The organism is Paenibacillus litoralis, from assembly GCF_046244365.1.
Taxonomy (GTDB): domain Bacteria; phylum Bacillota; class Bacilli; order Paenibacillales; family NBRC-103111; genus Paenibacillus_V.
In genome coordinates this window covers 380,620-404,348 of sequence record NZ_CP176395.1, presented here as the reverse complement: position 1 = coordinate 404,348, position 23,729 = coordinate 380,620, and the positions used below count along the sequence as shown (strand labels likewise).

Here is a 23,729-nt window from a genome sequence, read left to right as displayed (position 1 = left end):
CTCGGTTATAGTAAATAACGCAAATAGATATACACGCTGCACAGCACGATGGAAAGCAGCATGAGCGGGAATCCGATTTTCATAAATGCAACGAAACGGATCGGATGCCCTTCCTTGCCGGCCATGCCCGCAACGATCAAATTCGCGCTGGCGCCGATCAAGGAACCGTTCCCGCCCAAGCAAGCGCCCAAGGCCAAGCTCCACCACAGCGGCTCCAAATTGCCGACGCCCATGTTCCCCATCTCTTGGATCATCGGAATCATCGTCGCAACGAACGGGATGTTGTCAAGAAAGGCGGACGCAATGGCGCTGAGCCACAGAATGAGCATCGAGGTCGCCACAACGTCGCCTCCCGTCAGCTCGATCGCCTGCGCCGCCAGCTTGGCGATGACGCCCGTCTCCACAAGCCCGGATACAAGCACGAACAGACCGATGAAGAAGAAGATCGTCGTCCACTCGACTTTCGTAAAAGCATCCTCCATCGCATGCTCCCCCGTAAGCAGCAGCAGCAAAAACGCTCCCGCGAGCGCCACCGTCGCCGATTCCAGGTGCAGCAGCTGATGCAGGAAAAAACCGATAATCGTGATGCCTAGAACGGCCAAGCATTTGTTCATCAGCTGCCGGTTCGTAATGACCGCTTTTTCGTCCAGCTGCATGATGCTATGCTTCAGCTCCGGCGTCGTTTGGATCTTCTTGCGGAACATCCAGATGAAGATCGGGATATAGACCGCCATCACGACGGCCGCGATCGGCGCAAGATTCGTAATGAACGCCATGAACGTCAGCTCCTTCACGGCGCTTCCGATCATGATGTTCGGGGGATCGCCGATCAAGGTGGCCGTCCCTCCGACATTAGCGGCAAAAATTTGCGTGATCAGGAACGGAATCGGAGTCACGCGAAGCTGTCGTGTGATACTGAACGTCACCGGCACCATCAACAGCACGGTCGTCACATTGTCCAGGAAAGCGGAGCCGATGGCGGTAATGAGCGCCAGCGCGATCATGATGCGAACCGGCTCTCCCTTCGCTTTTTTGGCCGATACGATCGCAATATACTTGAAAAGCCCCGTTTCCGCCGTCACCCCTACGATGATCATCATCCCCACCAGCAGGCCGAGCGTGTTGAAATCGATATGATGAAGCGCCGTTTCCTGGTCGACAATGCCGACCGCCACCATCAGCACCCCGCCGATCATGGCGACGATCGTGCGGTGGATCTTCTCGGCAATGATAAGTCCGTAAATGACCAGAAAAATACTGATTGCCCAAATCGCTTGCTGTTCCATAGCGCCTCCGTTTTCCTTAATGCCCGTTTACTAGTATTTTGGACTCCGGGCTCGCCGCGTACACCCAAAAAACGCAAAAAAGAGCCTGTTGTTGACAGGCTCCTCCGGGTCACGCACGATATTCTTTTTCGTTAACCGTAATTATAGAGATTAATAACCGCTCTGTAAACCCGGAAGGCCATAATCCGTCCGGAAAGTGGATACAATGAATACCAAGCGGCGGTCCCGCAAGCCCGAAAGGAGCGGCATTTATGCAGCTGATTATGGCGGGGAAAAGGTTGAGGTGTACGGCTTCGACCGGGACTTTTCGCTGTTTTAATTCGCTGTTTTCTTGAGCATCACATAGAAAATATTCAGTTTTTTCTTTACAAACGCGCCGGCAGCCGTTACGATAGAGGTAACCGAATAACGTGTTTTTCCGGAGGAGCCTGTTCAACGCAGGCTCCTCTTTGTCTTTTTTAGGGAAAAATTTGAACGGATTCGGGTAAAGCGGCACAGGTTAACAAATCCTATTCCAAGAGAAGGAGATGAAATATGGAATTTCTTTTGAGCATGGTACTCATTTTAACTTTTACGAAAATCGCCGGGGATTTGTCCGTTCGGCTCGGGCAGCCTGCGGTTCTCGGCAAGCTTATCGTCGGGATTTTGCTGGGTCCGGCCGTACTCGGGTGGATTCGGAACGACAGCTTGATTCATGAGCTTTCGGAAATCGGCGTGCTGCTGCTCATGTTTATCGCCGGCCTTGAAACCGATTTGGAGCAGCTTAAAAAGAACTGGAAGTCCGCGTTCGCCGTTGCCGTCGGCGGCATCATACTGCCTTTTGCCGGGGGCTACGCCTCAGCAGCCGCTATCGGACTGTCGCCGCAGTTTTCCTTGTTCTTCGGGCTGCTGTTCTGCGCGACATCGGTCAGCATTTCGGTCCAAACGCTGAAGGAAATGAACCGGATCAATTCCAGGGAAGGCACGACGATACTCGGGGCTGCGGTGGTGGACGACGTCCTTGTAGTCGTGCTGCTTGCCGTCATGATGAGCATGCTGGGCGAAGGGGATGTCTCTTTGGGGCTGCTGATCGGCAAAAAAGCGTTGTTCTTCGTGCTCATTATTGCGGCAAGCTGGTTTGTCGTCCCGCGTGTCATTAAGCTTCTGGCTCCCTTAAAGGTAACGGAATCGGTCATCAGCGCCGCGCTTATCATCTGCTTCGGCTTCGCCTATTTTGCGGAATCGATGGGGGTCGCCGGCATCATCGGCGCATTCGCGGCAGGTATCGCCATTTCTCAAACGCCTTTCAAACATGAAGTGGAGATCAAGCTGGAACCGATCGCATACGCGGTATTCGTGCCGGTCTTTTTCGTCAGCATCGGCCTGAACGTTACCTTCGAAGGCGTCGGCTCGCAGTTGCTATTTATCCTGTTCATTACCGTTGTCGCCATCGTCACGAAGCTGCTGGGAGGCGGTCTGGGCGCCCGGATGACGGGTTTTTCGAACCGGTCCTCGCTGGCCATCGGCTCCGGTATGGTTTCGCGCGGCGAGGTGGCCTTGATTATCGCCTCGGCCGGCTTACAGTCCGGCTTGCTCCTGCAGAGCTACTTCACGCCCGTCGTCATCATGATCATTTTAACGACTCTGGTAACGCCGCCGCTTTTGAAGTTTTCGTTCGGCCGAAACGATGGCGCGCGGGAAAACTAGCTGCCCCACTAACGGCCAGGAGAGCCCGGCGATTTTCCCGTTGACTTCTTTCGGCCCATGACAGTTGACCGCTCATAACCGGTATATTACTGTAAACGTAATGATCCGATTTGGCTTTACGCCATAGGGGGGAGACGGCTATGCAAATCGTCGCGATGATCACCATGCTCATCGACCATATCGGGATCGTCTTCTTCCCGGACAGCGACGTTTGGCGAATCATCGGGCGAATCGCTCTGCCGATCTACGCATACGGCATCGTGCAGGGCTTCCTTCATACCCGAAGCAGAGCCCGCTATTTGCGTCGGTTGACCGTACTCGCGGCCGTTTCGCAGCTTCCCTATATGCTGGGCCTGAACACGCTTGGCATTAATACGATCGGAACGTTGGCCGTCTGTCTGGGGGTGCTCATGCTCGCAGACCGGTATCCGGGGTGGGGGGCTTTTGCCGGCGCGGCGGCCGCAATCCTTGTGCTCGATACACTGCCGTTCAGCTACGGCTTCTATGCCTTGTTTCTCATTCTTGTGTACCGCTACTTGGACGGCAAGTATTGGGTTGCGGCCCATATGGCGCTTAACCTGCTGTCCATTGCCTACGATTCCGGATGGCAGCTGCAGCTGTTCAGCATCATCCCGACGTTTTTCTTCGCCTACCGGCATACGCTGTTCGCGGAGCTCAAGCTGGGGATTTCGCCTCCGGGCTGGCTTTGGCGCAGCTTCTATCCCGCGCATTTGGCGGCGCTGGCCCTTCTGTCCCTATGGCTGAACAAGTAGTCGGCGAACCGGCTCAGGTGTAAGGCAGCACCTCTTAGGCGGATAGTCGGGGACGGGTCAATCATTCATTCAGCGGGGGAAAGAGATGAGACAATGAGATTATTTATTTTGAAGCCTGAAGTAGCAGGAGGATTTGGGGACGATTCTGTTATTATTCGTGAGAATGGAATTATTAAAGAGATTACGCATCTTCATTACGAATTTGAAGGCTGGTTAGGAGATGATCTACTCAAAGGCCCTGGCATTATTGTAACTAGAGCATTAGCCGACGCAATGGTTAACAGTGATCTAAATGGATATAATCTAAAGGATGTTCAAGTCAGTTCTACAGACATGTTTAAAGAAATGTATCCAGGTAGAGAACTACCCGAGTTTCGGTGGTTAGTGCCACTAGGGGAAATTGATGTTGATACTGTTAATAGAACAAAAATAGTGGGATGGTCAGGTCATGATATATGTCTTATAAAGAAGGTTCGTTTCGCAGTGTCTGAAAAAGCACTGGAGTTATTTAAAAAGTTTAAAATAGAGCAGTGTGAAATCTTGGAACTTTCATTTTGAAAGTTTGATAATAACAAAACTGCTGCTTCCTGCATCGTAATTGGTCAGCAGTTTTGTTATTCAATAAGAAATCCTGATAAAACTCCTTTTTCATGAAGTTACGCATTTCTTCATTAACTAAGTCCATCCCCAGAAAAAACCGTCCCGGTCCCAAGCCACTTTACCGCCGTGCAGCTTACGGAACGCTTTCTTGACCTCTTTATCGAGTGATGCGTTCCCGTTCTCGTTAACGAAAACGAACGCCTCGCCAAAATGGGTTCTAACATAGGCGATCGCGTCGCTTTGGCTAAGAATTCCTCTGAACTTGATCTCTTTGACCATCCATTCCGCCACGTCTTGCGCTGAAACCTCTGAGCCCGCCAACCTGCATTCACTCCTACCATTCGTATGTAAACCGTTTGCGTGCTGCTGTGCATTCCCTATATTATAGCCCGGGGCAGGCGGCATGCCAAGGCGACTGGTGGTCAGACCGTCCGGTCCAGCTCGGCATATACAGCCCCTGTTTCCAGTATCCCCCCGACTTTCGCTCGTTCCCCTTGCCATTCCCTCACATTGACCTTCCTTCGCCCTTTAATTTATACTTAATCTAAATTTAAATTAGAGGAATGGATCCCATGAATAAAATAAACCTTACCGCTCAGCGTAAAATCATTTTCGACATTATCCAGAACAGCCACGATCATCCGACGGCGGCGGAAGTTATCGAGCGATTGCGAAGCGGCGGCCAGCAAATCTCGTACGGCACCGTCTACAACTCGCTGCGCTACTTAACGGACGCAGGCTTGATCCGGGAGCTGAAGCTCGGCGAAACGGCGAGCCGGTACGACGCCCGTACCGACGATCACCACCATATCGTTTGCCGCAAATGCGGCCGGGTTGATGAAGTATTGACGGAATTGCCCGCCGAATGGATCAAAAAGGTAGAAGAAGAAACGTCCTATCTCATCGATCATGCCCATGTCGTACTGGAAGGAGTGTGCGCCGCATGCAGGAAAACGACAAGCTGATGCCTGCGTCCCCTAATAGACGGATTGCTCCGGAGCCCGGCAGCGGCGCATACTGTTCGGAGACTAGACGCATCGTCGTCATTAGTCCGTTTCCGGAGAAGCTCCATGAATGGGTACGCGAGCTCACCTCGCTCTGCTATGACGTGATGCTTTTCCATCATGCCGATCCGCTCGAGCTGCTGGGGATGCAGGCCGATCTCGTCGTCATAGATGCGGAGACGCTGGATGTCGGCGGGGAAAGAGCGAAGCTGATTCGATGGGCCGGCAAATACGGCAAGACGATTCCCTTGCTTTGGCTCGTTCAGGAGCAGCGTCATACCGTAGAGGTTAACCGGCTGGGCGGACATGTGCTGCAGGGGCCCGCCTCCATGGAGGATGCCGTAGCGTCCGTTCAGAAGCTTCTGCAATTGCATGCAATTCATGAGTATTCGGTGATAAAAGAGGACGCAGGCACGTATACGTATAAAGAAATCATTCTCGATTCCAGAAAAATGTCGGTTACCGTAGCCGGACGGCCCGTGGCGCTGACCAAAACGGAATACAGCCTGCTGTGCATGCTCATGGAGGCCGGCTGCACCGTCATTCCGCGGGAGGACATGTTGAACCGGGTATGGGGCAGCCAGTTTTACGGCGGGAGCAACGTCGTCGACGTCCATATGAAAAGCTTGCGAAAAAGCTCGGGGATTCCGCGGCAGCTCCTGCTTATATCGTGACCGTGCGCGGAGTCGGCTATCGGTTGGCGGACTGATCTTCATCCGATCTTCATGAAACCTTCATGCAACCCTCATGATGAACTTTCCGTATCATGATAAGATCAGTTTATCTTATATTTAGATTAAATCTAAAATTAAAATAAAGGAGAGCATGAGATGGATAACCGCTTAACGACGAATCAAGGCGCACCGGTAGGAGACAATCAGAACTCGCGTACGGCCGGTCAGCGCGGACCGACTTTATTGGAAGACTATCATCTGCTTGAAAAGATCGCCCACTTCGACAGAGAGCGTATTCCGGAACGGGTCGTTCATGCCAGGGGAGCAGGCGCCCACGGGGTTTTCGTCGTCGAAAACAGCATGAGCGCGCATACGAAAGCCCATTTATTCCAAAACGCAGGCCAATCGACGCCTCTGTTCGTCCGCTTCTCGACGGTCATTCACGGAGTCGGATCCCCGGAAACGGCCCGCGATCCGCGCGGCTTCGCCGTCAAATTTTATACCGAGGAAGGCAACTACGATATTGTCGGCAATCATCTGCCCGTCTTTTTCATTCGCGATGCGTTGAAGTTTCCGGATATGGTCCACTCGCTTAAGCCTGCGCCGGACACGAACATTCAAGACCCCGCCCGGTACTGGGACTTCATGACGCTGACCCCCGAATCGACCCATATGCTGACCTGGCTGTTCTCCGACAACGGCACCCCTGCGAATTACCGGCAGATGGACGGATTCAGCGTCCATGCGTTCAAATGGATCAATGCGGCCGGAAAGGCGACGTACGTGAAATACCACTGGAAGACGGCTCAAGGCGTTGCGACGTTCTCCGCGGCGGAAGCGCAGGAGGTGCAGGGCCGGGATTTCAACCATGCAACCAGAGATTTGTACGACAACATCAAGAACGGCAACTTCCCGAGCTGGGAGCTGCATGTCCAGCTGCTGCCTCCGGAGGATATGGATAAGCACGGCTTCGATCCTCTCGACCCGACCAAAACATGGCCGGAGGACCTGTATCCGCTGCATAAGATCGGCACGATGACGCTCAACCGGAACCCGCAAAACTTTTTTGCCGAAGTGGAGCAGTCGGCTTTCTCTCCGAGCGCTCTCGTTCCCGGTATCGAGCCGTCCGAGGATAAGCTGCTCCAGGGCCGTTTGTTCTCGTACCCGGATACGCAGCGCTACCGCCTTGGCGCCAACTACCTGCAAATTCCGGTCAACTGCCCGTATGCGCCTGCGCGCAACCACCAACGGGACGGCTTTATGACGATGAACCAGGATCCGTCGCCGGTTAACTACGAGCCGAACAGCTTCGCGGAAAGCCCGAAGGAAGACCCTTCTTTCCTAGATGCGCCTTCCGCGGTCGCCGGCCATGCCGCCCGTCAAAAAATCGCCAAAACGGACGATTTCGCGCAAGCCGGCGAGAAGTACCGCAGCTTCTCCGAGCAGGAGCAGGCGAATCTGATCGCCAATCTGCTGAACGATCTGAAGCAAACGCCTCACGACGTTCAAATGCGTGCAATCTGCAACTTCTTCCGGGCGGATATCGGGTACGGCATGCGCATCGCATCCGGTCTCGGCCTCGATATCAGCAAACATATGCCGCAATCGTAAGATGTCCCCGGCAAAGCCGCCTGTCCCGGAACAAACAAATGGTTAATGAACACAAAAAGACACCGTACAGGTGTCTTTTTGCTTGTTTGGGAGTCCTGAGCCGTCCTCGAGCAGCCGGCTACCGGAAGAAGTCCCAGTCTTTCCGTATGCAAGTAGAAGCAGCGCGGCCTATCTTGTGAATTGAAAGGCGGATGTCGAATAAGCCCCGCCTTCCACACGCATAATCCCGTTTACGCCCGCTGTCTGAACAGGCGCATTGCGATTGGCGGTCGTTCCGTCTCCCAGTTGTCCGAAGCTGTTATCGCCCCATGTCCACAAAGAACCGCCGTTATATTTTGCCGCCGCACTATGATAGAGCCCTGCGCCGATCGTTTTTACATCGGTCAGATTCGACACTTGTACAGGCGAGGTTCGGCCGATATTCGTCCCGTCCCCTATTTGACCTTTGTCGTTGGCTCCCCAGGCAAACGCCGTTCCGTTTGTCTTCAATGCTACGCTATGATAGCCGCCTGCGGCAATAGCCGTAACCTTATCGAGGCCTGCAGCTTGAACCGGCATGCTGCGGTTGATTGTGGTGCCGTCGCCCAGCTGCCCGCTGTTGTTATATCCCCATGTCCAAACCGTTCCGTCCTTTTTCAAAGCCATGCTGTGTCCCACGCTCGCATCGATAGCTGCAATATTGGACATGTTCGTCACTTGTACGGGCGTTAAGCGATTAACCGTCGTGTTATCGCCAAGCTGACCTGCGGTGTTCGAGCCCCAAGCCCATAGCGTGCCGTCCGATTTCAGCGCAAGGCTGTGATAACCGCCTGCCGCGATTGCCACGACATTGCTTAAGCCGGCGACCTGAACGGGATTGCTGCGGTTCGCCGTTGTCCCGTCTCCAAGCTGGCCGCTGTTGTTAAAGCCCCAGCTCCAGACCGTTCCGTCCGATTTGAGCGCCAAGCTGTGATAATGACCGGCTTTCACCGATATGACATCCGTCATCGCGTTTACCGGGATGGGCGCCGAGCGGTTAACCGTCGTTCCGTCTCCCAATTGACCGTATGCGTTATAGCCCCAAGCGGAAATCGTGCCGTTGGCGTTCAATTCCACCGTATGGTATTCGCCGGACGAGATTTGTGTCGCGCCCTGCAAGGGAAGTGCGCTTGCCGATGACCGCTGCGTCGTCGTTCCGTCACCAAGCTGTCCATAGACGTTATTCCCCCACGTCCATATGGTTCCTTTGGTAGCGGCTATGCGGGCAAACTCGTTAAAATGCGCCAAGTGCGCGAGCGAGACGCCGGAGGAATGCGAAGAGAACAGCTTTCGGGACATATGAAAAATCGTGTCGTCCCACGGAGCCGTTTTCATCCATTGCGTAGCGAAAACCTCCTGGATCGGGGGAGCTATTCCGCCCGAGCCGTCAACCGCAAAATTCAGCTTCGGCATACCGCTTCCGTCGTAAGTCAGCACGTTTCGCGTAAACGTATGGACAAACCGCTGCATATCTTTCTCGTCGAATACAATGCCGTTATCGTAGGCCAGCACCGCAAAATCCAATTCTATCGCGGCATACGGAATTTTGTTGATATCATGATCCGCCGTCCAGCAAGAATTGTTTTCATGATTGATTGTAGTGCTCGTCCGTTCATCCCAACCCGTATACGTTGCGCTTTGTTTAGGGTAATACGTCCATACATATGCGTCTTTCACGTTATCCCAGGTCAAATCGTTTTTAAACCTGTTCGCCATCCTTGTCGCTTTATTCAAAGCGTCCGCTTGGTGCGGGCCTGGAATTTGCGATAATTCCACATACGTTTTGCCAAGGCTGAGATAGTGATTGAACTGGTTTTCCGAACCGTCGACAAACATCGGGGCACCCTTCGGATAGATGTACCAGCCTTCGTTAGCCGTATTCTCCACCCATTGGTAATCATGCGTGGAAGCCGCGTCCCAGGCGGCCTGGAAGTACCGGTCTGCCGCGGCTTTGTACATCGGATTTCCGTTCAATGCCGGCGTATCGTAGACAACTCGCGCAAACGTAGCCATAGGGTACGTTAACAAGCCGGTATGAACCGGGAAGCTCATGCGGAGCGGGACGAAGCTCTTCAAGCCGTTCACCGGATTCCGGCTCGCAAGCGGCGAAGAAGAAGCCAGATCCTTGACGGATATGCCGTTCGTCAGGCCGTCAAACGAACAATGAGCCCCCGCCCTTACTCTCTTCACCGCATAGTTCGGGCTGGCCGGATCCATCGTAAGATTATCGAAGATATCCGAACGTTCCATATTGGCAAAGGTGACGGGAAAGCCGACATTGATCGTGCTGTTGTTGCCTAGCTGCCCATAATCGTTCTTCCCCCAAGCAGCGGCTCGGTAATCGTAGGTGATCGCCAGGTTATGCTGTTTTCCTGCAGCAATGGAATTCGCAGTCAACCCGGCCACTTGAACCCGGGTCGATCGCTGCGTTGTCGTGCCGTCGCCAAGCTGCCCTACATCATTCGCCCCCCAAGCCCATACCGTCTTGTCGGATTTCAGAGCCAGGCTGTGATAACCTCCGGCTGCAACTTGAACGACTCCGCTCAGCGAGCTGACTTGAACGGGCGAGCTCGCGGAGCCTGTCGTTCCGTTGCCTAACTGGCCGTTCGCATTCAATCCCCAGCTCCAAACCGTACCGTCATTTTTCACCGCCAAGCTATGTCCCAATCCGCCGGATAAACCGGTAATACTCGACAGAACGCTTACTTGTACCGGTGTTAAACGGTCGGTAGTCGTTCCGTCGCCCAGTTGTCCGAATGAATTGGACCCCCAAGCCCATACGGTACCGTCGGATTTCAAGGCCAGGCTGTGGTAACCTCCCGCCGCTATGGCGACGACGCCCGTTAACGAGCCTATTTGCGCGGGGGTTGCTCGGTTGACCAGCGAATTATCCCCAAGCTGTCCGCTGTTGTTATACCCCCAGCTCCAAACGGTTCCGTCCGATTTGAGAGCCAGATTGTGATAATAACCGGAAGCGATCTGGGTCATATTCGAGAGACCGCTGACTTTTACGGCGCTCGAGCGATTGACTGTCGAGCCGTCCCCCAATTGACCGTAGGCGTTGTATCCCCAGCTCAGCACGGTTCCGTTCGTTTTCAAAGCCAAGCTGTGAAATTCTCCGGCGGAAACGGCTTTGGCGACATCGAGTACATTATAGTAATCAATAACGCCGTCCGCGGGAAAAGGCAGGCTTTGGTTTGCCGTACCGAACGCCAATTGGCCGTAATAGTTATTACCTGAATTCCATACTCTTCCGGTCGAATTTACGGCTGCGGAATGCAGTCCTCCCGCGGCGATCGAGCTGACTCGCGTATACGCCTCCAGCTTGAACGTATTCGGATTCGTTCCGGACGAAATTTTCACTTCATTTTCCGAAGAATCGAAGAGAAGAGAACTTCTGACTTCCAATGTAGGCACGCCGTTTGCGTCCAGCAACGTGGTGGAACCTGAAGTAAAACGCGTGGCGGCCGGCCATGCAGGCTCCGACAGTCCGCGATAATCGCTTTTCCCGCGAACCGAATCCCTTAGATTCAACACTTGATCCGCTTGAGCGATAAATTTGTTCAAATAGGCCGTATCCCCATATTGCTTAAACATCGATATATAAGAGGCAAGAATAGGACCTTCCCCCCATGCCAAGTCGCTCGTTCCTTCATCGTTCGGCTTTATAACGCCATTCCCGCCGTTGATGGAGCTGTCAAGCACATCGAACGAAGCTTTCGTAGCGACATCGTAGTCAAGCGCATGAGCCGATGGAAGAAAAAGCGTAAAGCAGAATGAAAGCACGAAAACGGATAATACAAAGCTCGTAACCCTGGCTGACTTAATCAAGATCAATCGCCTCGTTTCCTTTGTTATTCCGTATCTAATTCAAAGCTTCCAGCCTATCCTCTGTCCTCATCGGATTGTGTTCCTGCCGGTCGTTGCGCCTCTGCTTTCCCGAAACCGAATAGGCGCATCGCATTGCCGTAACATAAATCGGCACGCTCGGCTTCTTCGATGGCGCCTCTGGAGAGCTGCAGCGCCGTTGCCTCCGCCGTATGCAGCGGCGAGCAGGAGCTATAGCCATAAGATTGGGTTAGCCCGCTGCGGCATAACGAGGCAATAGCGGCCAACGGCCCGTTACAAAACCACAGGTCGAATAGCAACTGACTCGGCACGCCGTTAAATGAAGCATGCCGCATCACCGTTTCCCGTTCATGGTCCCGCAAACCGCTAATCAGAAGCGGATGTCCGTCGGCAGCGGCGGTCAGCTCCGCAAGCTCGTGCAGCTCAACAGGCTCGGCACGCAATCGGGGATGCTGCAGGCGTTCGTCCTGCAGGCGAACGCATACCTGCAGCGGCAGCTTGAGCAGCCGTATTGCGCCCAGCAGCTCCGCAACCGTTATATCCCGAAGCCCATAGCCATGATAGCCCGGAACGAGGCGAACGCCGCGCGCCCCTTCCGCCGCCGCCCAAGCGAGCTCGTCTTGCCAGCCCTGCTCCATCGGATTAATGACGGGAAACGGCCAAAGCCGTTCATCTTTCTTCGCTTCCGCAAATAACTCGATATTTCCCGTCCGCGTGTCGTGTCCGAGCACCGAAGACAGATGGCTGACGCACATGGCGCGCAAGTTTAGCCGGGCGGCCATCGCCGAGAGCTCGGCAGGTCCGGTCCGAAGGGAACGGCGGTCCGGCCATTCGCCCAGAAATGCAAGCAAATCGATAGCGCCTTGCTCCTTAAAACGATCCAGCCAAGCATTCATTTCCGCACCTCCGCAAGAAGCTTCGCCATATTTCCCTCCGTCACAAGTCCCCATTCCCGTTCCGTCAATCCTGCGCCGAGCACTTTTCCGATGTTGCTGGCGAGGCAAGCATACGGCAGATCGGAGCCGAAAATGACCCGCTCCGCACCAAGGCGGCTCACGGCCAGCGACACCTCGCCGCCGCCGATCGGCGTTCCCGACGTATCCGTATATACGTTGCGATAAGCGGCAATCGCATTGACGGCGGTTTCCGCCTGACCGCCCAGATGCGCCATGATGATGCGGGCCTCCGGATAACGGCGTGCCAGGTCGGCTACATGAACGGCTGTCGACTCGTAGGGAAGCTGCCCGACCGTTTTACGCCAAGTATGTATCAGAATCGGCGTACGGTAATCGATTGCCTGCTCAATGAAAGGGAAGACAAGCGGATCGTTGCATAGGGTAGCGACCCATAGTTTCAGCCCGATCATCCCCTGTTCTTCGATACGCTTGCGGAAATCGCCCAGCGCAGCCTCTCCGTGGCGCGGGTTGACATAGCAGTATCCGGCCACCCGGTCAGGGTAGCGCCGGGTGACCCTTACCATATCGTCGTTCGCCATGTTGACCTCTTCCCGTGTCGGACAGTGGTTCATGTTAAGCAGCGAGCTGCCCACAAACAGCCGGATACCCAACCGGTCGCCTTCCTCGATCGTTTCGGGATGCAGCTCGGAGCCTGATAAATGAATGTGTGCGTCTATCAACGTCGTTCCTCGTCTCTATGGCTTTGTTTTCGACAGCGCGGAAGCAAGATCCTCAAGCCTGTAGACGAACCCGAAAAATAAGGCTACGCTCCAGAGCGACAACGCCTTCGCCTCTTCCCGGCGCGCCGTCTCTTTGTTCTCGACAGCGGTTACCGCTTCGGGAACGACCGAGCAAAGAAGCCCGTGACGCCGCATGTCCATCATCCCCCCCGGGTTCATCAGGATACAGGCGTTCACGGCAAACCCGGCATAAATCAAATGGTTGATGCCCCGTTCCTTGCATAGCGCGAACAGCTGCCCCGACGTGGCGGCAACCCCTTCGTCCCCTTCCGGTTTCACCGTCTCGGGAATATCGAGCCGGGCGAAGCCGGCATTGATGTCATCCGTATTATGCATACCCGGAAACGCATTCGCCTTGCGAAAAGCTTGCAAACTAGTAAGCGACTCGTCAACCGGAATCCGCTCCGGTTCCGGATCCGCTTCTCCCGCCAACCGAACCGCCCGCTGGTAGCCGGCGTATCTTTGGTAGTAGTCGCCGATCGGCTCCACCACATGAAACACGGTCATCCCGGCTTCCCGGCATACGCTCAGCAGCCTAGGAAGTTCATTTTGGCAAATGGCATTGGCTCGGGGAATATACTCGACCGCCCGATGCCAGCCGGGGAATTGATCGCGGGTACCGAAATCCCAAGCGTGCAGCACGACGAGCGCCGTATGGGACAGATCGAGCTCCAGCTCGGCCTTGTGCCAGCCGCCATAGCCTTCCCCCGGAACGTCTAGCGCAAAATCCGCATCAAAATGCTTGTAATAGCTCGTCGGTATCATCTTTTTCACTGTACCGGCCTCCTTATCGCGAATGTCCGATGCGTAACCTCGGCCGCCTCTTTACCCTTTTACGGCACCGATCGTAATCCCTTTAACAAAAAAGCGTTGAAACGCCACGAACAAGATGACGACGGGCGCCATCGTCCACGTTGCCCCCGCAAGCACCAACCCGTAATCGACGTTCTGCAATTGCATGGAAGCAAGCCCCACCTGCAGCGTCCGCATACTGCGCGATTCCGTCGCGAGCAGCGGCCACAGGAAATCGTTCCACTGCGTAATAAAGCCGAAAATCGCGACGATCGCCAGCACCGGCATCGACACCGGCAAAATGATGTTCCAGTAGATACGCCACTCCGAGCAGCCGTCGATTTTGGCTGCGGCAATCAGCTCCCCGGGTATCGTCTGCATAAATTGCTTGGTTAAAAACACGGCAAACGGCGAAACGAGAATCGGCAGCAGCAGAGCCCAGTACGTGTTGAGCAGGCCCATATCGCGGATTTGCATGAACAGCGGCACCATAATGACCTGCGTAGACGTCATCATAATACTGACGATAGCCCAGAAAAGCACCTGCTTGCCCGGAAACTCCTTCTTTGCAAAAGCGTAGCCCGCCATCGAGCAAAGAATGACATTACCCAGCATGCCGCTTACCGCAACGATCAAGCTATTGGACGTCCATACCCAAATGAGCTTATCCGCCGTCAGCTTCTCGAAGTTGGCAAGCGTAAAACCTCCCCAAGACAAATCCGGGGGCGTCTGAATGGCCGATGTAGGCGGCTTGAACGACTGCAGCACCATCCAATAAAAAGGAAACAACAGCGCGAGCGCGGCCGCGGTCAGAAGAATAAAGCTTACGAATTGAAAACCTTTCATGCTGCGGATGGCAATCCCTCCTGTTCTCCCTGCACCTGTCCCTGCCATCATCAATACTCCAAATCGCCGGCCATTGAGCGGAACTGGAAAATGGCTATTACCATGACGATGACGAGCAGCACGACTGCCTGCGCAGAGGCGACGCCGAAATCGAACTTTTTGAAAGCATTCTCGTAAATAAGAAATCCTAACGTCGTAGTGGCCCGGTTCGGTCCGCCCGATGTGAGCATATAGACAGGGGCGAATACTTGAAACGACCCGACGGTGTTGACGACAACCAAATACGTAAGCGTGGGCTTCAGCATCGGCAGCTTGATGCGGATCATTTCCTGCCAAATGTTCGCTCCGTCAATCCGTGCCGCTTCCTGATAATCCTTCGGAATGCCCCCGAGCGACGTTACCAGAATCAAGATGTTCGAGCCCTGCGAAACGGCTATCGTCATCAATATGATCGAAAATAGCGCTATCTTCGGATCGCCTAGCCAAAGGACAGGCGCTAGACCGGCTGAATCGAGCAAATAATTAAGCAACCCGAACGAAGGATGATACAACCACAGCCACAAAATCGATACGATGACGATCGGCGCCACGCTCGGCAAATAAAATGCGGCCTTGAATGCCGATTGTACTTTTTCCTTGAAAGGATCGATCATAAACGCTGCTGCCAACGAAAGAAATAGTCCCACAGCTACCGTAACAACCGTAAATAGTCCCGTGATCCATAAAGACTTCCAAAAAAAAGTATCGCCCAGCACCTTCTCGTAATTGCTTAAGCCTACCCATTCATAACCGGACATCGTCCACTTTTGGAAGCTAAGCTGCAAACCCCTGGCTATGGGCATAAACATGAATGCCGCAAACAGCGCGCAGGACGGCAGCAAAAACAGATAGCCCGGCAAAGCGTTTCGTAAACGGTACATCCTTCTCACCTCTGTGACTTGCTCTAGAATGTTGATAGCCCGGCTCCGTCCGATAACGGCAGTCCGGCTAACGAGCCAAAACGCGCCCGGCCAGCCGCCGTCATCCCTAAGAGCCAAGCCTTTCCCTGTCCTATGTTATTTCAGTTTTTCCTTCAGCGTCTTGTCCAAAGCGGCTATGGAATCTCCAACCTTCTTGCTCCCGGTTAGCATCGCCTGCAGCTCCTTCTCCCAGTCGCCGACGTCGACAAGCCCGAACGACCTGGAATATAGCGAGTTCCCGTATTTGGACAGCTGGTCGAAATATGTCATGACCGGATCGCCTCCGTATACGTTTCCTGAAGAATTGCGCGCGGGGAACGTACCGATCTGCTTCACGATCTTCGAATTTTCCGCGTTCGTAATAAATCGGCCGAATTCCATGACGAGCTTCTTCTTCTCTTCCTCCTTCTGCTTGAACACGATGAAACCGCCTACGTTGTTCCAGGCTGCGGTCGGCTGGCCTTCGCCATGCGGCGGAGCTACGAAGCCGATCTCAAAAGGCTTGGGCGCCTTCTTCGCTTCTTCCAGCAGGAACGGGGCATCGGGCATCATCGCGATCTGTTGGTTCAGAAACATTTCCTTGGCGTTCATAGCGCTGATGCCCGCTCCTCCCGGAGGCGCTACCTTGTGCTTGTTGGCGAGATCTATCGTGAATTGAACGCCCTCCGCAAACTTTGCATCCGTTATCGTCGCTTTATCGAACGACGCGTTAACGATGTTGCCTCCATTCGCCAACCCGTTCAAGTACATATAGAACGGGGCATCCTTCCCCCAAACAGCCGTACCGTACACATCCGGCTTGCTCCCGCCGCTGCGGCTGAACGTCGTCGCTTGCGCCGCCTTAAGAAACTCGTCGAACGTCCAATCGCGGAGCGGACGACTCATCGGCAGCAGATTCGCAGCATTCCGTTCCTTGAACAGATCCATATTGACGGCTACGGCGGACACCATCTTCAACCAAGGCCACATATACGTTTTGTCGCCATATTTCATGGCCCCTTTAACCGCATCCGAATAGTCGTCCCAATCGTCCTGCTTCAAGAACGGGTCGATCGGCTCAAGCACGCCCATTTTGCCGTACTTCGTTACCCCGCCGAAGTTATTGATCGTATAGACCAGATCGGGCGGCGAGCCTGCTGCGACGGCTACGTCGATTTTTTCCGTCCCGCCCGCCCAATCAAGCAGCTCGACGGAAATGTTCGCATTCGGATGCTGTTCTTTAAATTTGCGCGCATATTCTTTGGCCCAATCGTCGGGATTGCCTTTTCCGTCTCCGTTGATGCCGTTCATCATCGGATACACCCAAAGTTTGATCGGTATTTCTTTTTTGGCAGCGCTTTCAGATGGCTTGGCCGAGTTGGCGGAGGTTCCTTCCCCCTGATCCGAACCGCCCTTGCTGCATGCCGAGATCAACATACCGAAAGCCATAACAGACGCTGCAATGACCGCTACCTTACGCATATTCCATAACCCCTTTCGATTTCGTAAGCACATTTTTATTGTGACCGCCCTGCCTATTACCGTCGAATCCTCTATTTGCACAATATAACCGTTCAGTCCCTCCTCTCCGCATACATTCTCCATTCAAATTTTGTAAATGTTGTGCTATAATACAACCAAGCATTGAATGGTATATGTACCTTACCTATACCATTTATCGTAGAGGGCAATTATTCAAATGTCAATCCTTTTATCGCGACGATTTGATCCTTTCTTCGTCTTTAACTCGGCTTTTATTAGGGATCGACCGGCCTCGAACAGCATGCGAACAGCGCAAAGCATTCTACAAACGAACGAATAAGAGGGAAACTATGCGGAGAGAACATGAATTTTTATACACGAAACTGTACAAAACCCTAAAAGAGCAAATCCAAACGGGCTTGATAAAGCCGGGTGAATACTTGCTGCCCGAAAACGAGCTATGCACATTTTACGGGCTGAGCCGCAATTCCGTACGCAAGGCATTGGATCAGCTGCACAAGGATGGTCTTGTGATCAAGCGCGTCGGTCTCGGCACCATGGTTCCGGAAGATCTGGTCATTGAGAAACCCGAGCATAGAATCTTGCGCATCCTGGCTCCTTCCCCCGCTTTCTTTCTTAATCGCGGGCTGCCCATTCTCGTTGAAGCCTTTAACCGGAAGCATCCGGATATTGAAGTCAAGGTGCTTGGTCTTCCGATCGATAAGTTCTGGGAGTCGTTCCGTTCCGGCAGCGAAATGGGGCTAACCGCGGATCTCGTGCTGGTACCCGATATGAAATTTTCCGAGATGGATCATATAGCCGATTTTGTCGACCTTGCCCCCTATTTATCGGACGTGACGGACAGCGTCTACCCTAAGATCATGCATCAGTTCAGCGACGGCAGCGAAATAAAAGCGGCTCCGTTCACATTCTCTTCCGTATTCGTCGCTTGTAATCCGCAATTGTTCGCCCAAAACGGCTTACGGATTCCCGAAACGCAGTGGACCTTCGACGAATTCGTTACAGCCGCTAAGCGCTTAACCGTCGTTCAGGACGGCATCATTGCTCAATTCGGATTTTCGATGCATCCCGTCATTAACCGCTGGCTCGTGTTCGCTCTGATGAACGGCTTTCAACAAACGGATGTCGCCGAACAGAAGCAGGTACTATCGCGATCGTTGTCGGTTATCCAGGATTTATTTTTCCGCAAGCGGATTGCAACGACGTTTCCCGAGATGGTATGGCCCCGAAACCCGTTTATCCATGGGAAATCGGCTATGGTGCTGACAACAACGTTCGAAATGGCAAACTGGCAGAACGAAAGCATGAGCTTCGCACCGCAGGTGGCTCCTCTCCCCTTCGGCAACGACCACTCGACGCTCTTGCTTGCGAATGCCTTTATGGTCCCGGCTTCAAGCGATAATGTGCAGCTGGCCGCTGCTTTTATCCGAACCGCGTTGGAAGACGAAACACAGCGGACGATGTCCCGGGATACCCTGTTCCTTTCGGTTAAAGAACCGATTAACCAAAGCGTAAAGTCCGAGTCGTATTTACAGCTTCTGAATATCGGCGGCAAAGACATCGATAACAACTATTTCATCAACGAGCTGTTTGACGAAAGGATCGGGAACGCTCTCGAGGAAAAGATGAGCATGTTTTGGCTTGGACTCGAGCCCTCCTCCTCCATTGTCGAGCTGTATGAACAACTCGTCATGATAGGTGCGAAACACTAGGACGCCGTGCTTCGTTACCCGAAACCGGGAATGGCATCCTGGCCTCCCTTCGATCCTTAACCGAAACACTACTGATTCGGAGCTTCGCATCATAACCTAGGGATAAAATCTCAACCTAGGACGTGAGCTCCATGAACGACAATCAGCCTCAGCCGTCTTCCCGCTATCTTGAGAAGCCCAATTTTCTCGTATTCCTAGTGGATGAAGAGCGGTATCCCCCCGTTTATGAAAATGCGGAAATCAAAGAATGGCGAAAACAAAATCTCCTAACCCAGGAGCTTCTTAAAGCTCATGGGCTGGAGTTTCACAGGCATTACATCGGGAGCGCCGCATGCTGTCCCAGCCGGGCGACCTTGTTCACCGGCCATTACCCGTCGCTTCACGGCGTCAGCCAAACGAACGGGATCGCCAAAGGAGCCTTTGACTCCGATATGTTTTGGCTGGACAGCAACACGGTGCCTACGATGGGAAATTATTTTCGCGAGGCCGGGTACAGGACCTATTACAAAGGGAAATGGCATATTTCCTTCGAAGATATTGTCGTCCCCGGCACGCATACGAGCGTCCCCAGCTACCATCCATTGACTGGCGTGCCCGAAAGGACGAAGGAGGAGCTTTATGCTCATGCCGACCGTCTGGAAAGCTTCGGTTTCTCCAGTTGGATCGGCCCGGAGCCGCACGGGAGAGACCCGAGAAATTCGGCTTCTTCCGCTGCAGTCGGCATAAGCGGCAGAGACGAGATCTATGCTGCGGAAGCGGTTCAGCTTATCGAGTCTCTGGACCGGAAGAAGCGCCTTCATAACCAAGTCGAGCCTTGGTTGATCGCAGCTTCCTTCGTGAACCCGCACGATATCGTGCTGTATGGCGCTCTTACTGCGCAACTGCCCATGTTCAAGTTCGAGGTCGACCCTATGCCGGAGGTCGACCCTATGCCGGAGGTCGACCCGCCTCCGACCTTGAACGAATCTCTCGCCGCGAAGCCTGGGTGCCAAGCAAGCTACCGGGATCTGTACCCGAAAGCTTTGCAGCCGATTATCGATCAGCCCTTCTACCGTAAGCTCTATTATCAACTGCAAAAGAATGCCGACCGGCAAATGCGCAAAGTATTCGAAGCGCTTGCCCGCTCCTCTTTCTATGACAATACGATCGTTGTTTTCACATCCGATCACGGGGATCTGTTAGGCGCCCATAACCGTCTGCATCAAAAATTTTATTGCGCTTACGAAGAGGTTCTGCATGTTCCTCTCATCATTCATAACAAACATCTGTTTCCGCAGCACCGGGATTGCGATACGCTCACAAGCCATGTCGATCTGCTGCCTACCATGCTCGGTTTAGCGAATATTGACCCGAAAGAGATTCAGCGCTGCTTGCGGAACAAATTCAGCGAAGTCCGGCCCTTCGTAGGCCGCGACCTGACTCCTCTTATCTTGGGGCCGAACCAAGCGGTTATTGCCGACGAGCCGGTTTATTTCATGACCGATGACGATGTTACCCGGGGCCAGCGCCAAATCAGCCCATTGGGAGAGCCCTATCCGTCCGTTGTTCAGCCCAACCACATCGAAACCGTAATCATGACCGTGCAAAAGAACGACACGAAACAATTGTGGAAGCTGTCCCGTTATTTCGATAACAGCCAATTCTGGAGCCAGCCGGGAGTAAAGGATGTGACCGTCCAGCCGATTGGAGGCAAAGCTGGCGGATCGCACGCCTGTTGGTGCACAACGGTTAAAACACAACCGGTTCCAGACGAATACGAGCTGTACAACTTAACCGAGGATCCGCTTGAAACATATAACCTTGCTCATGCATCGGCAACCCCGCACATGCAAAGCATACAGCAGTGGATGATACGGCTTCTGGAGGAGCAGCGGCGGCAAAAGCGTTTATACCCGGCTCAACAGAACAGCGGGTGAAGCCCAGGGAAAGCTATGCGAGCCTCAAAGGACAGAGCGTTCCCCCATTGGGCCGAGAGGGAGAAAATGCTTGGTAAAAACAAAAAACACCTGCACGGTGTTTTTTGTCTTTATGTCGGGGTGAACCGCGTGCGGTACCAAATCTTCACGGCCTTCGCTGCGTTTACCTCTCGGAAACCCACATTTTGCCCAGCCAAGTGTCGAACAAGTACCACTCGTTCCACTGCTCTTGCGCGCTTACCTTTTGAGCGGAAAGCCTTGCGACAGGCTCCGAATCATAGGGACTCCGGTAAAACGGCGCGCCGTCCGGCAGTTCAATCTGCTTGTTCGCGGGCTTGACCGGTACTACGGCACGGCCGAGAGGCACCCATCGCTCCCCGGCCCATGTGCTCACTTTCCCCCAGCCGCCCATTGTGGCGGAAACTTGCAGAAGCTGAGGCGACAGCGCGAGCGGGGTACGGATCATTTTACCATCGGCATGCTCATACATTTGGGTTGTTTGAGGCAAGTAAATGCGAGCCTGCGTCTCGGCTACCGGCTCATCCGCCTGAGCGGCCAAGGCCAAATTGATGCCTGACGCAATGCCCTCGGTTAATGCGTTCAAATAGTCAGGATCCGATAGCTTCCTGTCTTCGTCCGGGTTGGTCATAAACCCCATTTCCACCAAAACGGAAGGAACCGTCGACCAATTGAAGCCGGTAAGATCGGATCGCGGCACAACGCCTCTGGATACGGCTCCCGTAGCTGCGGCCGCTTCGCGCAAGATGATCTCCGCAGCCTCCTTGCTTGGAGTAAAGATCGCTTGATTCCCCTTGCTCCATGCCGGGTAGAGCAGCGAAATGCCTTGCGCCTTAGGCGAGTTGTCCCCGTCTGCATGTATGCGTACGGCCAAATCCGCTTGCATCTCATTGCACATTTGCGCTCTTTCCACATTGGAAATGTCGACCTCGTGGGAATCCCTGGTCATCGCTACTTTGTATCCTAGCGCCTCCAGCTTTTCTTTGAGCAGCAGCGAGGCTTCCAACGTCAGGACATACTCCGGCTTCTTCGTGCTGACCCCTCTGGTTCCGGAAGTAACCTTCGCCTTCTTTTCCTTCGAATCCGGCGCTACAGGCTCCAGGGCGTTGTTTCCGTACAGCTGATGGCCGGGATCCAGGCATATGAGCTGTTCATCCTGCTCCTTGGCGCCGGCCGGTGCAGACAACACGGAGCCGAACAACAGAACACTCGCCAAAACGATGAAACCAATCTTGCGGCGGCGAACGAATGTCACTATTTTTTCCTCCTCGTATTTCTTGTTTAACGAATGATGAATCGTCCGGCGATAGGGAACTCGGCCTTATTTCTTTTCCTGAATCCAGACGTTCCCCGCCCAAGTCCGGATCAAAATCCAGCCGTTCCAGCGCTCCAAGGCCTCCACTTCCTGCGGATTCAATTGGCCGAGCCGTGTCGGGTTGTCCGAGTCAGGCGTTCGGTAGATGGACGTAATCTCCGTCAGGTTAATGCGTTCCTTGTAAACCTCGCTATGTCCCTTCAAGTAAGAGGCCCGGTTCAGCCGAATCCATTTGGGACCGAGCCAGGTAGGGACACGGTACCAATCTCCGAGACGCGCATCCGACTTCAACTTGCCGCCGTTCAGCTCCGCCCCGACAGGAAACGATTCGCTCGGCCGATTGTACAGCTGCACTTTTTCAAGCAATTGAATGTCCGTCTCGACGGTCTCCACCGGATAACGCTCGCGCCACAGCTTGTACCCTTCCGAGGCCAAATATAAGCCGATCTTCTGATTCTCTTCCCATATATTCGTAAACGTCCATAGCGGCAGCTCGGTTTCTTCCTGATACGGGCCGAGCTCCGCGGTAAAGCCGGGACGCCCGAACTGCGCGATAAACCAATCCGTAAAGCCTCCGCCCGAAGGATTTTTTTCCGGTTTGATCTGGCTATACCCCGTCATGCCGGTAATCGCGTCGGCCATTCGCTTATCGCGCGCCAGATGCTCGGGCGACGTGTTGAAGTGCCAATACAGCACCTCGCCGGAGGTATGGTACGAAAAGGCGATTTCCGGATCGATCGCGTAGGCGAAGTGTATCATGCTGCTCGCTTCCGCCGTTTCCGCCGGCTCGGAGCCTTTGTAGTTTTTGAACATCGGATATTGGGGCGAATTGCGAATGCCGCTCCACATCGCAGGATACTGCCTATTGATGTCGATCCCTTCCGCGCTCGCTTTCCACCGCTTAAAGTTGTAGCTGCCGCCGTTCATGCCGATCAAGCCCGCATGGAACGATCCGGGGAAGGCGTCCAGCCCTTTCTGCTGAAGCGTTACACCGTCCGGGTTGACCATCGGCACGAACCAGATCGCGCAACGGTCGAGCAGCTCGCGAACGATATAATCGTCATATTTCATGTTATGCTCATAGGCGTAGGCATAGCGGTCGATCATATACAGAATCAGGTTCGTCCCCATCCACTCTCTGGCATGCTGGGACCCGTCGATCAAGACGGAGGCCTCCCCTTTTCCCAGCTTCACCGCTCGAATGTCTCTCCCGAAAGCCGTCTTGCCAATCGTCTTCACTTCGATCAACCCGGGATAGGCCGCGGCCAGCCGGTCGATGTGCTGATTCGTCAGCTCATACGTGTACATCTGATACGGATCGACGATATCCTTGCTTGTCTCTTCACTGGCATTTGAAACGATCGCAGGCACGCCGCCCAAAAGCAGCACGATCGCTAGAATGGCTACCAGCGCTCTAAACGGTCTTCCGTTCATTCTCTCTGTCCCCAAGCTTCTCTCTCCTATTCTCCATGGTGCTTACCTAGTTTTGTGG

19 protein-coding genes are annotated in these 23,729 nt (G+C 53.9%); 8 read left to right on the top strand and 11 right to left on the bottom strand.

Annotated features, from left to right (window positions below; translation table 11 throughout):
* Positions 1 to 5 precede the first annotated feature (5 nt).
* Complete coding sequence (locus ACKGJP_RS01800; protein WP_409343991.1) at positions 6 to 1,286, bottom strand: SLC13 family permease; 1,281 nt, start codon at positions 1,284 to 1,286, stop codon at positions 6 to 8.
* A 534-nt stretch (positions 1,287 to 1,820) separates the two neighbouring features.
* Here ACKGJP_RS01800 and ACKGJP_RS01795 point away from each other — a divergent pair.
* The 3 genes from ACKGJP_RS01795 to ACKGJP_RS01785 all read left to right on the top strand — a co-directional run bounded on the left by ACKGJP_RS01795 (position 1,821) and on the right by ACKGJP_RS01785 (position 4,303).
* Positions 1,821 to 2,972 carry a cation:proton antiporter gene (locus ACKGJP_RS01795; RefSeq protein WP_409343990.1) on the top strand — a complete coding sequence of 384 codons (1,152 nt, stop codon included), beginning with the start codon at positions 1,821 to 1,823 and terminating at the stop codon, positions 2,970 to 2,972.
* A gap of 140 nt (positions 2,973 to 3,112) precedes the next feature.
* Positions 3,113 to 3,745: a TraX family protein gene (locus ACKGJP_RS01790; protein ID WP_409343989.1), complete on the top strand. Its 633-nt coding sequence runs from the start codon at positions 3,113 to 3,115 to the stop codon at positions 3,743 to 3,745.
* 93 nt (positions 3,746 to 3,838) lie between these two features.
* Entirely contained in the window at positions 3,839 to 4,303 is a 465-nt protein-coding gene (locus ACKGJP_RS01785; RefSeq protein ID WP_409343988.1) for a hypothetical protein, read from the top strand.
* 117 nt (positions 4,304 to 4,420) lie between these two features.
* On the opposite strand, the gene ACKGJP_RS01780 is transcribed toward ACKGJP_RS01785, so the two are convergent.
* Complete coding sequence (locus ACKGJP_RS01780) at positions 4,421 to 4,666, bottom strand: DUF6953 family protein (RefSeq protein ID WP_409343987.1); 246 nt, start codon at positions 4,664 to 4,666, stop codon at positions 4,421 to 4,423.
* Positions 4,667 to 4,917: 251 nt separating this feature from the next.
* On the opposite strand from ACKGJP_RS01780, the gene ACKGJP_RS01775 reads away from it, so the two are divergent.
* From ACKGJP_RS01775 to ACKGJP_RS01765, 3 genes are all read left to right on the top strand, one after another.
* Positions 4,918 to 5,310 carry a Fur family transcriptional regulator gene (locus ACKGJP_RS01775; RefSeq protein ID WP_409343986.1) on the top strand — a complete coding sequence of 131 codons (393 nt, stop codon included), beginning with the start codon at positions 4,918 to 4,920 and terminating at the stop codon, positions 5,308 to 5,310.
* On the top strand, positions 5,289 to 6,023 hold the full coding sequence (locus ACKGJP_RS01770; protein ID WP_409343985.1) for a winged-helix domain-containing protein: 735 nt from the start codon (positions 5,289 to 5,291) through the stop codon (positions 6,021 to 6,023). The genes ACKGJP_RS01775 and ACKGJP_RS01770 overlap by 22 nt, the downstream gene beginning before the upstream one ends.
* 156 nt (positions 6,024 to 6,179) lie before the next feature.
* Entirely contained in the window at positions 6,180 to 7,634 is a 1,455-nt protein-coding gene (locus tag ACKGJP_RS01765) for a catalase (protein ID WP_409343984.1), read from the top strand.
* A 168-nt stretch (positions 7,635 to 7,802) separates the two neighbouring features.
* Here the strand turns inward: ACKGJP_RS01765 and ACKGJP_RS01760 are convergent, their stop codons facing one another.
* The 7 genes from ACKGJP_RS01760 to ACKGJP_RS01730 form a co-directional block, all read right to left on the bottom strand.
* Complete coding sequence (locus ACKGJP_RS01760; RefSeq protein ID WP_409343983.1) at positions 7,803 to 11,483, bottom strand: RCC1 domain-containing protein; 3,681 nt, start codon at positions 11,481 to 11,483, stop codon at positions 7,803 to 7,805.
* 53 nt (positions 11,484 to 11,536) lie between these two features.
* On the bottom strand, positions 11,537 to 12,397 hold the full coding sequence (locus ACKGJP_RS01755) for a hypothetical protein (RefSeq protein ID WP_409343982.1): 861 nt from the start codon (positions 12,395 to 12,397) through the stop codon (positions 11,537 to 11,539).
* Entirely contained in the window at positions 12,394 to 13,137 is a 744-nt protein-coding gene (locus ACKGJP_RS01750; RefSeq protein WP_409343981.1) for an amidohydrolase family protein, read from the bottom strand. Before ACKGJP_RS01750 ends, ACKGJP_RS01755 begins: the two co-directional genes overlap by 4 nt.
* 15 nt (positions 13,138 to 13,152) lie before the next feature.
* Positions 13,153 to 13,971, bottom strand: a complete 819-nt coding sequence (locus ACKGJP_RS01745) for a hypothetical protein (protein WP_409343980.1) — start codon at positions 13,969 to 13,971, stop codon at positions 13,153 to 13,155.
* Positions 13,972 to 14,022: 51 nt separating this feature from the next.
* A complete protein-coding gene (locus ACKGJP_RS01740) occupies positions 14,023 to 14,886 on the bottom strand; it encodes a carbohydrate ABC transporter permease (RefSeq protein ID WP_409343979.1) in 864 nt (287 codons plus the stop codon).
* Positions 14,886 to 15,755 (bottom strand): carbohydrate ABC transporter permease, encoded by an 870-nt coding sequence (locus ACKGJP_RS01735; RefSeq protein WP_409343978.1) that lies wholly within the window; start codon positions 15,753 to 15,755, stop codon positions 14,886 to 14,888. The genes ACKGJP_RS01740 and ACKGJP_RS01735 overlap by 1 nt, the downstream gene beginning before the upstream one ends.
* A 135-nt stretch (positions 15,756 to 15,890) precedes the next feature.
* Positions 15,891 to 17,255, bottom strand: a complete 1,365-nt coding sequence (locus tag ACKGJP_RS01730) for an extracellular solute-binding protein (protein WP_409343977.1) — start codon at positions 17,253 to 17,255, stop codon at positions 15,891 to 15,893.
* A 350-nt stretch (positions 17,256 to 17,605) separates the two neighbouring features.
* On the opposite strand from ACKGJP_RS01730, the gene ACKGJP_RS01725 reads away from it, so the two are divergent.
* Positions 17,606 to 18,988 carry an extracellular solute-binding protein gene (locus ACKGJP_RS01725; RefSeq protein WP_409343976.1) on the top strand — a complete coding sequence of 461 codons (1,383 nt, stop codon included), beginning with the start codon at positions 17,606 to 17,608 and terminating at the stop codon, positions 18,986 to 18,988.
* A 131-nt stretch (positions 18,989 to 19,119) separates the two neighbouring features.
* Positions 19,120 to 20,904, top strand: a complete 1,785-nt coding sequence (locus tag ACKGJP_RS01720; protein WP_409343975.1) for a sulfatase-like hydrolase/transferase — start codon at positions 19,120 to 19,122, stop codon at positions 20,902 to 20,904.
* Between the two features lie 163 nt (positions 20,905 to 21,067).
* On the opposite strand, the gene ACKGJP_RS01715 is transcribed toward ACKGJP_RS01720, so the two are convergent.
* Positions 21,068 to 22,177 carry an N-acetylmuramoyl-L-alanine amidase gene (locus ACKGJP_RS01715; RefSeq protein ID WP_409343974.1) on the bottom strand — a complete coding sequence of 370 codons (1,110 nt, stop codon included), beginning with the start codon at positions 22,175 to 22,177 and terminating at the stop codon, positions 21,068 to 21,070.
* A 66-nt stretch (positions 22,178 to 22,243) separates the two neighbouring features.
* Complete coding sequence (locus ACKGJP_RS01710; RefSeq protein ID WP_409343973.1) at positions 22,244 to 23,686, bottom strand: M14 family zinc carboxypeptidase; 1,443 nt, start codon at positions 23,684 to 23,686, stop codon at positions 22,244 to 22,246.
* Positions 23,687 to 23,729 lie beyond the last annotated feature (43 nt).